General features: G+C 43.9%; 9 protein-coding genes. 7 read left to right on the top strand and 2 right to left on the bottom strand.

Features of this window, described 5'->3' with window-relative positions; genetic code table 11:
• Positions 1-47: 47 nt before the first annotated feature.
• The gene (locus tag PENNN9_RS02850) at positions 48-1,766 is read right to left on the bottom strand and encodes a proline--tRNA ligase (RefSeq protein ID WP_058368239.1); all 1,719 of its coding nucleotides are present in this window, start codon (positions 1,764-1,766) and stop codon (positions 48-50) included.
• A 543-nt stretch (positions 1,767-2,309) separates the two neighbouring features.
• Between PENNN9_RS02850 and PENNN9_RS02855 the strand changes: the two genes are divergently transcribed.
• Complete coding sequence (locus PENNN9_RS02855) at positions 2,310-3,074, top strand: DUF4230 domain-containing protein (protein ID WP_058368240.1); 765 nt, start codon at positions 2,310-2,312, stop codon at positions 3,072-3,074.
• A 211-nt stretch (positions 3,075-3,285) separates the two neighbouring features.
• Here PENNN9_RS02855 and PENNN9_RS02860 read toward each other — a convergent pair whose 3' ends face one another.
• Complete coding sequence (locus PENNN9_RS02860) at positions 3,286-4,890, bottom strand: cryptochrome/photolyase family protein (protein WP_058368241.1); 1,605 nt, start codon at positions 4,888-4,890, stop codon at positions 3,286-3,288.
• Between the two features lie 237 nt (positions 4,891-5,127).
• Between PENNN9_RS02860 and PENNN9_RS02865 the strand changes: the two genes are divergently transcribed.
• The 6 genes from PENNN9_RS02865 (at position 5,128) to PENNN9_RS02890 (ending at position 12,270) form a co-directional block, all read left to right on the top strand.
• Positions 5,128-5,799 (top strand): phosphoribosylanthranilate isomerase, encoded by a 672-nt coding sequence (locus PENNN9_RS02865; protein ID WP_058368242.1) that lies wholly within the window; start codon positions 5,128-5,130, stop codon positions 5,797-5,799.
• Positions 5,800-5,938: 139 nt separating this feature from the next.
• Positions 5,939-7,213 (top strand): tryptophan synthase subunit beta, encoded by a 1,275-nt coding sequence (gene trpB / locus PENNN9_RS02870; protein WP_227511703.1) that lies wholly within the window; start codon positions 5,939-5,941, stop codon positions 7,211-7,213.
• A 64-nt stretch (positions 7,214-7,277) separates the two neighbouring features.
• Positions 7,278-8,102: a tryptophan synthase subunit alpha gene (trpA, locus tag PENNN9_RS02875; RefSeq protein WP_058368243.1), complete on the top strand. Its 825-nt coding sequence runs from the start codon at positions 7,278-7,280 to the stop codon at positions 8,100-8,102.
• A gap of 254 nt (positions 8,103-8,356) precedes the next feature.
• Complete coding sequence (accD, locus tag PENNN9_RS02880) at positions 8,357-9,307, top strand: acetyl-CoA carboxylase, carboxyltransferase subunit beta (protein ID WP_075103709.1); 951 nt, start codon at positions 8,357-8,359, stop codon at positions 9,305-9,307.
• 223 nt (positions 9,308-9,530) lie between these two features.
• Positions 9,531-10,889 (top strand): bifunctional folylpolyglutamate synthase/dihydrofolate synthase, encoded by a 1,359-nt coding sequence (locus PENNN9_RS02885; protein WP_058368244.1) that lies wholly within the window; start codon positions 9,531-9,533, stop codon positions 10,887-10,889.
• A gap of 193 nt (positions 10,890-11,082) precedes the next feature.
• Positions 11,083-12,270, top strand: a complete 1,188-nt coding sequence (locus PENNN9_RS02890; protein WP_058368245.1) for a LysM peptidoglycan-binding domain-containing protein — start codon at positions 11,083-11,085, stop codon at positions 12,268-12,270.
• Positions 12,271-12,327: the final 57 nt, after the last annotated feature.

Genomic DNA, 12,327 nt, shown 5'->3' on the forward strand with positions numbered 1-12,327 from the left:
CACCCTATGAAATAGGCGCTTTTTTAGTACGTTTTTTATCACAAAAGCTACTTGCTACTTACTTTTGCAATAACTTCTTCACGACTGAGCATTTGCTTTTCTGTCTCACGGCGATTGACGTACTCAAACTTACCTTCAGCCAAGTTACGGTCAGAGACCACGATACGATGCGGGATACCAATCAATTCAAGATCAGCGAATTTGACCCCTGGACGCTCGTTGCGGTCATCAAGTAACACATTAATGCCTTGCGCCTTTAATTCGTCATACAGAGCCGTTGCTGTTTGCATGACAGTTTCTTCTTTTGACTTCATCGGAATGATAGCAACCTCAAAAGGTGCAATCGAGTCATCAACTGATGGCGTTTTTGGCCACATGATGCCATTTTCGTCGTTATTTTGCTCGATAGCAGCGGCGATGATTCGGCTGACGCCAATACCATAGCAACCCATCATCAAGGTAACTGGTTTACCATCTTCGCCAGATACGGTGGCATTCATCGCTTGGGAGTATTTGTCACCTAACTGGAAAATATGACCGACTTCAATACCGCGCTTAATCTTTAAGGTGCCTTTGCCGTCTGGAGAAGGGTCGCCCTCTTGTACGTTGCGTATATCGACGATGCGTGTGATACGAGCATCACGTGCCCAGTTCATACCGATGGTATGTTTGTTCACCTCATTAGCACCAGTCACAAAATCTGACAACGATGCAGCCGAACGATCGACAAACACGGGCATGTCTAAATCAACCCCGATATAGCCTTTGTGTAGACCAGCAGCTTTTAGCTCTTCATCAGAAGCCATTGTCAGCGGTACGTTAGCTTCTTCGATTTTTTCAGCTTTAATGGTATTTAGCTGATGATCACCGCGTAATACAATTGCGATTAGCTGAGGCTCATCGTCTTCTGTATGACCATGTACAATCAAGGTTTTGACTGTCGTTGCTAAAGGAATATCTAAGTGCTCAGCCACCATTTTACAAGTGGTCATTCCTTCTGTTAGCACGTCCTCACGCTGCATTTTGGGTGGTTGACGCTCAGCTGTATTGACAGATTCTGCCAGTTCTATATTGGCTGCATAATCAGAGGAGTCTGAAAATGCAATATCATCTTCGCCGCTATCAGCTAGTACATGAAACTCATGAGAGGCAAAACCACCGATAGAACCAGTATCTGCTTGTACCGCACGAAAGTCTAAACCCAAACGAGTAAAGATACGCGTATAAGCATGGAACATATCACGGTAGGTCTTGGCGAGTGATGCTTGGTCGACATGAAATGAATACGCATCTTTCATCGTAAATTCACGCGCGCGCATCACGCCAAAGCGGGGACGAATCTCATCACGAAACTTGCCTTGGATCTGAAAAAATGTGATTGGCAGCTGTTTGTAACTGCGCAGTTCACCTTGAGCAAGGTTGGTAATGACCTCTTCATGAGTAGGACCCAATACAAAATCACGATCATGACGGTCTTTAAAACGTAATAGCTCTGGTCCATAGTCGTCGAAGCGACCAGTAGTTTCCCATAACTCAGCTGGCTGGGTCATGGGCATAAGAACCTCTTGAGCCCCAATATTTTGCATTTCTTCACGGACGATACGTTCAACCTTTTGTAAAATGCGCAGCCCCATCGGCAACCAGATATATAATCCAGAAGCAATTTTACGAATAAGACCGGCACGCACCATCAATTGGCTTGAGGCGATATCGGCATCACTTGGGGTTTCTTTTAGAGTGGCGAACAAGAATTGACTGGCTTTCATAAATAAAGCGGAACCTTATCAACGATAAAATAAATAATAAATAAGGCGCTGAGCATTAAATAATCGCTACAAGCTTGCCTTTATATATAACCTGATATAACTAATGATATGATCGACGTGACAGTGTATGAATTAACAATTTATAGTCAAGCTTTTTGTTCAAAAACCAGCTAACAGTAAGCTAATGTCAGGTAACCTATATACGTTGACATTTTATCGATGCAATCAGACTATGTTAGGTAAAGTTTGCCTTATACGCAATGACTTTTTGTTTTTTGCAAGAGAACGCTGTACAAACTTCAAAATAGAACAAAAAATAAAGCAAATATCTGATGGTTTTAGTATTCATCGATAGTGAGAGTTATAGTAAGTCTAAAAGCGGTTGGGTTTGTAAAATTGTGGACTAAGCAATTGTGTAGAAGATTAGTAGCTAATACTTGAAGTCATTTTGAAAAGCGTCATTTATGCTATAGAGCCGTGCTTAATTTAGCATTTGTAAATAACGTCTTTTGAGTGCCGTTAATAATATAAAAGGTAGCGCATATGACAACCTCTAATAATCGTACACCTAATAATGCTCGCGACAATATGAGTAAGCGCCCTAAACCAAAACAGCCTACTGGAATTGCGACATGGATATTGTTAATTATCAGTTTTATGGCCTTGGCTTTTGCTATTTATACTATCAATGACCGGACTGTAGAAGAACCGATTGAAACCATCACTCGTGAAGGGGTAGTGACACAGATTCAACAGTTGAATCGGTTGCAGACGGTGGCTTTTAGCGTGGATACAGTGATTACCAGTGAGCGACAAGGCAGCTGGATGAAGCTTTGGCAAGATGAGCAAAAAGGTTTGTTTATCGCTCGTGGTCGAGTAGATGCGGGCATCAATTTGAGCGCTTTGACACCTGAGATGGTACAAGTTGTACAGGCTGAACAATCTGATACTGATGTAGATGAAGCAAAGGCAAACGATGCTAATACATCAGTCTTAATGATGCCGCAGATTAATATTACCTTACCGCCATCAGAGATATTTTCAGTATATTTAGATGATTTGGAGATTTATGACTGGCAAACAGGCGCTTTTGGTTTAATGCAGGTTGATCCTAAGATACTTGAACAAGCACAGATAATGGCAAAAAAAGAAGTCCTTGAACGCGCGTGCCGAGGTGATGTGATGAATATGGCGCTACAAAACGCAAAAACGCAATTGCAGCAGCTGTTTGCGATGACTGGCGCAGTGGTGACTGTTACTACGCAAGGAGCAGGGGCGTGTCAGATGCCAGCAGTAACGAGTAATTAAAACAAAGGTTAAATGTTGCACGGCAAACGATGAAAGTTAAAAAAGACAGTGCTGCTGAGATATATTTTGCGTAGCCTCTGTCAGCGTAGACACAGCAAGCAAGTAAAATATATCTCAGTAGCACGGCAATATTGGTTTAACGTCTTTATTTCGAACTGACTATATGTCAGCAACCTATATGTCAGCAACATACTCTATATCTAAAACGTTGTTATTCTTTTTTGAATTCAGCAATTGCAAGCTGGCGCACGGCTTTATGTTCGACCATAGGCACTGGGTAGTCAATATCAGCAAAATTACCGTCTTTTGCCAGTTCTTTACGCATTTTGTCCTCACTATGCAAGATGCTGGTAGGAATGTCTTTTAGCTCAGGTAACCAGGTTTTGATAAACACGCCGTCTTTGTCATGCGTTTTGCCTTGGCTAAAGGGGTTCATAATACGAAAGTAGGGTGCTGAGTCGGTGCCTGTTGAGGCGCTCCACTGCCAGCCGCCGTTGTTGGAAGCAAAGTCACCGTCTATCAGCTGCTGCATAAAATAACGCTCACCTAAGCGCCAATCAATCAGTAAGTCTTTGGTTAAAAACATCGCGGTGACCATACGCAGACGATTGTGCATAAAGCCTGTCGCATTCAGGCAGCGCATCGCCGCATCGACCAATGGCACGCCTGTCTTGCCAGTACACCACGTCTCAAAACCATCCTTATCATATGACCAATTAATCTTGGTATCTGTCTCTTCCTTATAAGCTTCGTGTCGAATAAGTGCTGGTTTGTCCACTAGCACATGACGATAAAAATCTCGCCACGCCAGCTCGCTTATCCAGCGATTGATATCTTCGTTATCGCCATCGTTACCGTGTAGCTTTTCTTGCGCTAGGCTTGCTTGCAGGTAGCAAAGCCTGGGACTGATCGCTCCAATAGTGAGGTAGGCGGATAATTGACTGGTTGCTTGTAGACTGGGGACATCGCGGCCGATATCGTAGCTATCGATATCATCAGCGATAAACGCTTTTAAACGTTGGCAAGCGGCATCTTCGCCAGCAGGGTAGGCTGTACGCGCTTTTTCTAACTGAGCGTCCATGTCAATATGCGGTGATAAGTCAGCCTTTTGCCGTGTTTTTTGGTAAATATTGACTACCTCTTTACTTAATGTTTCGATGTCTTCGATAGTAGACGCGCTGTCTTTTGATAATTTTAGTTTGGTTTTATTCTTATTTATGGCGGTGGCTTCATGTAATTGGATGCTGCTCACGTCCAAAGTATGTCGCCATTTTTTATAAAATGGGGTAAATACTTGATACATGCTGTCACCATCATTGGTGGTGATGCTTTGTGGTGGCAAGATACACTGATCATGCCAGCGAACAAACTCGATATCGTCCTTCGCCAGCTGCTTAGTGAGCTGCGCATCGCGCTCAATCTCATTGCCTTCATACTCATGATTGGCCATGATGCAGCTGATATCATTGTCCTTACACAATGCGCTAAGCGTATTTACGCAATCAGCAAAATTGGAGCAGACTTGCACTGTTAAGGTAATATTCAATTGCGTTTGCAAATCTTGGGCGATTATCGGTAAAGTACGCGCAATATGATCAACTTGGGCAAGCGAGGTATCGTGCGCTTGCCACTGTTCAGGGGTGAGGAAGAATATAGCGCTGACTTGCGCATTGTCTGCGTTAGCTTGTTCACAAAGTGCTGCCAGCGCTGTATTGTCATGCAGTCGTAAATCTCGGCGAAACCACATTAGATAGTGCGGCATATTCACATCCATATTATCATCGTTGTCGTTATTAGCAGACGCAGTCTTAGACATTCAATTATCCTTATACCAATCAATCGCAATCATAAACAAAACTATGAATAAAAGTATGCTAGGATAAGTTTTTTGATGCAATTGATTTGCCCATCGTTTAACAAATTATCATCATTTCTTATGATGGAAATTTAGCGTAATATCACTGTTTATTAGATTTATAGCAGTTTTCGCTTACAGTCTTTGATACATAGCATCTACTCAAGTTTTTATTGAGGTCATAAAAAAGGTTATAAAATGCACGTGAAGTTTTGTGGGTTTACCCAGCTTAGTGATATCGATACTGCTGTGAAGTTGGGTGTTGATGCAATTGGTTTGGTGTTTTATCCACCAAGTCCGCGCGCTGTGACGTTGATACAAGCGCAAACGTTGAGCGCTGCTGTGCCGGCCTTTGTCAGTGTCGTAGCATTGGTAGTCAATATGGCTCATGATGAGCTGATTGAACTGGCAAATAACGTCGCTTTTGATATCATTCAATTCCACGGTGATGAAACGCCTGAGCAGTGCCAGCTGCTGGCAAGTGCTGTCAATAAACGCTGGATGAAAGCGTTGCGTATCAATGCTGAGCAAGACACGCTAGATAGTGTGAGCGCACGTATTGATAGCTTTGCAGCAGTAGGGGCGAGTAGTATTTTACTTGATGCTTATCATCGGCATAAATATGGCGGTACGGGCGCGCGCTTTGACTGGAGCCTTATTCCGCATAATAGCTCACTGCCGATTATCTTAGCGGGCGGACTAGATATTGAAAATGTCGCTGCGACTCGTGATTTGCCTATTTATGGCGTCGATGTTAGCGGCGGGATTGAAGTTGATAAAGGCAAAAAAGACGCCGCTAAAATGCGTGCCTTCATGAAAGCTGTCAAGCGTGACCGATGGCAAAACGAGACGGTCACTGACGTGATCTAAGATAATCGCTATATTTATTCTTATTTACTCGTTATTCCGACTTTCTAATTAAGCTTCATTTTCATAAGTTTAGTAATTGTCTCAATCCTTATATCACCCATACTTATATTAAAAGACACCACTTATCGTAGGAATTATCATGAGTCATGCCATAAACAAAGATTTATCTGACGCTGCAAAATCTATCAATACCTTCATTAATCCTGAGAATGTTCAAGACTTTAACCAATACCCTGATGCACGCGGACATTTTGGCGTCCATGGCGGACGTTTTGTCTCTGAAACGCTGATGGCTGCATTAGAAGAGCTTGAAACCTTGTATACCAAAGTCAAAGCTGACCCAGCATTTTGGGAAGAGTATCACAATGACTTAGTCAATTATGTCGGTCGCCCAACACCACTATATCATGCCAAGCGTTTAAGTGATGAGATCGGCGGCGCGCAAATTTACTTTAAGCGTGAAGACTTAAATCATACTGGCGCGCATAAAGTGAATAATACTATCGGTCAGGCACTGCTTGCTAAAATGTGTGGTAAGAAGCGCATTATCGCTGAAACGGGCGCAGGACAGCATGGCGTCGCGACGGCAACGATTGCTGCGCGCCTAGGGCTAGAGTGTATCGTCTATATGGGTGCAGATGATGTCGAGCGCCAAAAGATGAACGTTTATCGTATGCGTTTGCTGGGTGCGACTGTAGTGCCGGTGTCCTCAGGCTCACGCACCCTAAAAGACGCGATGAATGAAGCCATGCGCGACTGGGTCACCAATGTCGACACCACTTATTACATCATCGGCACCGTTGCAGGCCCGCATCCATATCCGTTACTGGTACGTGATTTTCAAGCGATTATCGGTAAAGAAGCGCGTATTCAACATTTAGAAAGAACGGGTAAATTACCAGATGCCTTGGTTGCTTGCGTTGGCGGTGGCTCGAACGCGATTGGCCTGTTTTTTGATTTCTTAAACGATACTGATGTCAAGATGTATGGCGTGGAAGCGACAGGTGACGGCATTGAGTCTGGTCGCCATTCAGCGCCATTGGCTGCTGGTCGTATCGGTGTACTACATGGCAACCGTACGTATCTAATGGCAGACGATGAAGGCCAAATTCAAGAGACGCACTCTATCTCGGCAGGTCTTGATTATCCTGGTGTTGGTCCTGAGCATAGTTTCTTAAAAGATATGAAACGTGTTGAATATGTGGGTTGTACCGATAAAGAATCGTTAGAAGGCTTCCATGAAACCACACGTAAAGAAGGCATTATCCCGGCTTTAGAGTCTGCGCATGCGGTCGCCTACGCGCTTAAGCTGGCTAAAACCATGACCCCCGAGCAAAGCATTATCGTCAATATGTCAGGTCGCGGCGATAAAGACCTGCATTCGGTCATGAAGGCAGAAGGGATTGAGTTGTAATATGATTAGATGAGGCTAACATAGCCTCTATTTTGTAATAACTTGACAATAATAAGAGACCTTTATGACCCGTATTGAAAGCACTTTTGAGACTTTAAAATCACAAAACAAAAAAGCCCTGATTCCTTATGTGATGGCAGGCGACCCCAATCCTAGCAACTTTGTCGGCTTACTACATGACTTAGTTAAGCATGGCGCGGATATGATCGAAGTGGGTTTGCCGTTTTCTGATCCAATGGCCGATGGTCCAACCGTGGCTTTAGCTGGCGAGCGTGCATTAGCAGCAGGTACCAGTACACGTGACGCGCTAAATATGGTTGCAGAGTTTCGCAAGCAAGACACACAAACGCCAATTATCCTGATGGGTTATCTGAACCCTGTCGAGATCATCGGTTATGATAGTTTTGTCACCTTATGCGAGCAATCAGGCGTCGATGGTATTTTGATGGTAGATTTACCGCCCGCAGAGGCGGGGAGCTTTACCCAGCACTTGACTGAGCACGCGATGAATGAGATTTTTTTGTTATCGCCAACTACTTTGCCTGAGCGCCGTGAGCAAGTATTAACTCATTGCGGCGGTTATATTTATTACGTGTCGCTTAAAGGCGTGACGGGCTCAGCGACGCTTGATACTGATGATGTTGCGACCCAAGTGCAAGCGATTAAAGCGGAAACGGATTTGCCGGTATGTGTCGGCTTTGGTATCCGTGATGGTGCTTCTGCTAAGGCGATTGGAGCCCATGCAGATGGTATTATTGTAGGTAGTGCACTGGTGCAGAACTTCGCTGATATCGATGCCAATGATGCCACCGCTGTGACGACAGCTCAGCAAAAAATTATGGACAAGATGGACGAGCTACGCGGTGCGTTAGACAGTCTAAATACCTAAGCAGTGATAAAGAGACTAGTAAATCACTTTGCTATATTTAGTTTACGTGTGTAAACTAACATGATGTATAATTTGTTACAATTACTCGATTTATTCAGCTTATTGTTTATCATGATATAGATAATAGTAATCCGAATAAGCTACCGTGTTAGTCATAACGGCTCATGTTATGACTGTATTTGCTTCTTAGACTAGACAACAATCAAACTCTTAAGGACAAGTAAATGAGCAAGCTTGCCGATAAGCCTTCAACAATGGCGAATAATATGACTGATACTATAAAAAAACCCGAAACTCAAAGTGATGATGTCAGCCCTGCTACGGATAATTCTCAAGCCGGTCAATCATGGTTTAATCGCTCAGTACCGGGTATCAAGCAGCAACTAACCGCAACGCTGACTGCAGTTGAAACCGAGCCGTCTACAGAATGTACTAACTGTCATTCAATGATTACCAATACGGCACTGATTTTTAACTGTTATGTCTGCCCGCACTGTGATCATCATCTACCAATGACTGCGCGTGAACGTCTACAATGGTTTTTGGATCAAGTAGATGGAGAGCTTGGACAAGAATTTAGCGCCAAAGACCCTCTTGGGTTTGTAGATAGCAAACCATACCCCCAGCGCATGACTGAGGCCAAGACTAAAACTGGCGAGACAGAAGCCTTAATCGTTTTGTATGGTAAGTTACGCAACCTTGATGTGGTTGCCTGTGCTTTTGATTTTCGTTTTATGGGTGGTTCTATGGGGTCGGTCGTTGGTGACCGGTTTGTACAGGCGGCTGAAAAAGCACTTAAAGACAAACAGCCTTTGGTATGTTTTGCAGCTTCAGGTGGCGCGCGCATGCAAGAGGGTTTGCTGTCTTTAATGCAGATGGCACGTACTGCCGCCGCTGTTGAACGCCTAAGAATTGCTGGCGTTCCTTATATCGTGGTACTGACCAATCCAGTTTATGGCGGGGTAACGGCCTCTCTTGCCATGCTCGGCGATATTCATCTGGCAGAGCCAAAAGCGATGATTGGTTTTGCAGGTAAGCGTGTGATCGAGCAAACGGTGCGCGAGACGTTAGAAGAGCCGTTCCAGCGTGCGGAGTTTTTGTTAGAGCATGGCGTGGTTGATGAAGTGGTACATCGTCATCAGATGATTGATACGATTTATCGTTTATTGGCGAAGTTGAGCCACCAGCCAAACGTTGATGCTTAATTTATTATCGTCCAGCTAAATGACCTAACTTGTTACGGTTACTGGCTTTAGTATGGGCATGATTTTAGTGCAACGAGGTTAGAATATTTCTAATAGCATTTGTCGTTATTTAACGATAAGTGCTATTTTTGGTTTTTTAGGTTTGGTTTTTTAGTAGGTTGTTATACACTACTTTTAATTTTGTTTTCTCTTTTTTAGTTCGAGTTTTTAATAGGTTCTGTTTATGTCTGCATCTATAGCTAATACGGTTAATACTGATAGTCCTACCAGCCAATCGAGTTTAACTGAATGGTTAGATTATATGCAGCAGATACATGTATCAGCGATAGACATGGGGCTTACGCGAGTGCTGCCTGTGGCTGAGAGTTTGGGTTTAGTACAATCGGCCAAAGATGATGCGTACGTATTTACTGTAGCAGGTACCAATGGTAAAGGCTCGACGACAGCAGTAATTGCCCAGATGTGTCAAGCGGGAGGCTACAAGACTGCATTGTATCAATCACCGCATTTAAGCGTTTTTAATGAGCGTGTGCGCATTAATGGCGAGATGGTCAGCGATGAGACATTAATCGATGCTTTTAGTAAGGTAGAGAATGCACGGCTTGCATGCGATTTAACGTTGTCATTTTTTGAGATGACGACACTTGCTGCGTTATTGATATTCGCTGAAGCAGACTGTGATGTATGGGTGTTGGAAGTAGGATTAGGTGGGCGCTTAGATGTAGTTAATATTATTGATCCAGATATGGCCGTTATTACTAATGTTGGTATCGACCATGTGGATTGGTTAGGTGATAATATTGAGGTTATTGGTAGCGAAAAAGCGGGTATTTTACGTGATGACATTACTCTCGTTTATGGTGCTGCTACCATGCCAGATAGTGTGCAGCGCCTTATTAAAAGCCACAATGCTACCTTTTATCAAGCAGAGCAAGACTTTAGCTATCGCGTAGTAGATACACAGACTTGGCAATACAGTAATGCTGCTGTTACGCTGGAGCTGCCACGTCCTGCACTATCCCTTACAAACGCTGCCAATGCGCTATCTGCAGTGTTGGCCAGTCCATTAGCAGTCGATGCAGAGGGTATTGCGCAAGCCTTACGTACTGTCAAACTAGCAGGACGGTTTGATTATCGAAAGATAGCTGCGCGTCATTGGCTGTTTGATGTGGCGCACAACGAGCAAGGGGTTGAGTTTTTATTGGCGCAGCTATTACCCTTATGGCAAGAGCATGTTAGTCGCCAACCAAACACATCAATTGCGACTATTAAGATATTATTCTCTATGCTCGGTGACAAAGATATTGCTATGGTTGCACAGCGCTTAACCGATTCTGGTTTGCCAATCACAGATTGGTATATTGCAGAGATTGATCATCCTCGCGCGGCAAGTATTGATGAGCTGCAAACAGCACTAGCTGTATACGTAAAAGATGCTGCTATACATGTTTGTACTGATCTACAGCAGGCTACGCAAGCAATAGTCAAAAACAGTGAGCCACAAGACTTGCTCGTCGCCAGTGGTTCTTTTCATACCATTGGTGAGGCGCTTACTGCTCTTGATGTCAACGAATGCTTATGATCCCCGAGAGCTGATTGTCGTCCAAAAATTACTCAAACATCGCATTAACATATGTGTGATAGCAGACAGCGTGAAAAATATGTTTTATAATCAAAGCGTTTTACAAAAACGGCATAACTTTTGCGATGAGATGGCGATATAGATTGGTCATGCCTAGCAATCAACCTTACTACCAACTAAGAGACGTAAACGGATGAATTTTTCGAGACAAGCCTTATTGGGCATCGGGATGATTATAGGCGGTAGCGTCATGCTATACGCCATGGTGCAACAGATCGGTACTAATGATAAGCCAGCAACGCCCGCTGCTATCGTCGAAAAATCATCAACTGAAAAAACAACTGTAGAACCATTAACCACAGATATCGAAACTGAAAAACGTATCTTGGCACAAAAGCAAAAAGAACGTGCGGCCCGTGTCGCAGAACAAGAGAAGCGTGCCCAGCAGTTTTTGGCAGAGCAGGAGAGTGCAGAAGCAAAGGCACTGGCGAAATCTCGTGCAGAAAACCAGCAGTATGTTGCCAACTCTATGCCAGCAGAGGGTGAGGATACAGAAGTAGAAAATAGCTCAACAGTTACAACACCAACTGTGCAAGCGCGTACTGATGCCACAACAAACACAACCAATGACGAAAAACAGAAAGCTCAAGCGGCTGAGAAAGAAGAAGCCAAAAAAGCTGCTCAGCAGGCCGAAGCAAAAAAATTAGCAGATAATAAAAAGTTAACTGAAGCAAAAGAGCGAGCTGAAGCTCAGGCTAAAGCTAAAAAAGAAGCAGAAGCTAAGAAAGAAGCTGATGCTAAGAAAAAGGCAGAAGAACAAGCAGCAGCCAAACAGCAGAAGCAGGCTGAAGAACAAGCTGCTAAAACAGCGCCTCCGACAGCTCCTGCAGACTATACTGTTAAAAGAGGTGATGGTTTAATCAAACTGGCTCGCCAATATAATGTGCCAGTTAAAGCTTTGGCTCAAGCCAACGATATATCCTCATCCACTTCATTACAAGTCGGACAAGAGCTAACTATTCCATCACGTAAGCAGATTGAGCGCTTAGAGCGTGAAGCTGCCGCTGCCAAAAAGTCTGCTGATGCTAGACGTGAAGCCCAACAAAAACTACGTGATGCTCGTAAAGAAGTTAGAGAAACTGATGCAAAAGGTAGCTTTGGTGTACAAGTGGCTTTGGCAAGCAATCAGTCTTCAGCTGACGATGTGGCCGAAAAGTTTAAATCCGCCGGCTATAAAGTCAAAACCAGTGTGACCAGTCGCGGTGTACGCGTCATCGTCGGTCCTGAGCGTGGAAAAGTTGCGGCACTGGCATTAAAAGACAAGATTAACACAGATCCTCAAGTTGATACCTCAGGGGCTTGGGTGCTGTATTGGCGTTAAGTGGTCTGAGGGTTTTATTGTATATAAGAGTCAGTTAACATATTAGATCTTGATGAC

Source organism: Psychrobacter sp. ENNN9_III (assembly GCF_001462175.1).
In the GTDB taxonomy this organism is placed as follows: domain Bacteria; phylum Pseudomonadota; class Gammaproteobacteria; order Pseudomonadales; family Moraxellaceae; genus Psychrobacter.

Bases quoted from the DNA above. Each gene is read 5' to 3' on its own strand.
- PENNN9_RS02850 (WP_058368239.1), bottom strand. From the start codon at position 1,766: ATGAAAGCCAGTCAATTCTTGTTCGCCACTCTAAAAGAAACCCCAAGT.
- PENNN9_RS02855 (WP_058368240.1), top strand. From the start codon at position 2,310: ATGACAACCTCTAATAATCGTACACCTAATAATGCTCGCGACAATATG.
- PENNN9_RS02860 (WP_058368241.1), bottom strand. From the start codon at position 4,890: ATGTCTAAGACTGCGTCTGCTAATAACGACAACGATGATAATATGGAT.
- PENNN9_RS02865 (WP_058368242.1), top strand. From the start codon at position 5,128: ATGCACGTGAAGTTTTGTGGGTTTACCCAGCTTAGTGATATCGATACT.
- trpB (WP_227511703.1), top strand. From the start codon at position 5,939: ATGAGTCATGCCATAAACAAAGATTTATCTGACGCTGCAAAATCTATC.
- trpA (WP_058368243.1), top strand. From the start codon at position 7,278: ATGACCCGTATTGAAAGCACTTTTGAGACTTTAAAATCACAAAACAAA.
- accD (WP_075103709.1), top strand. From the start codon at position 8,357: ATGGCGAATAATATGACTGATACTATAAAAAAACCCGAAACTCAAAGT.
- PENNN9_RS02885 (WP_058368244.1), top strand. From the start codon at position 9,531: ATGTCTGCATCTATAGCTAATACGGTTAATACTGATAGTCCTACCAGC.
- PENNN9_RS02890 (WP_058368245.1), top strand. From the start codon at position 11,083: ATGAATTTTTCGAGACAAGCCTTATTGGGCATCGGGATGATTATAGGC.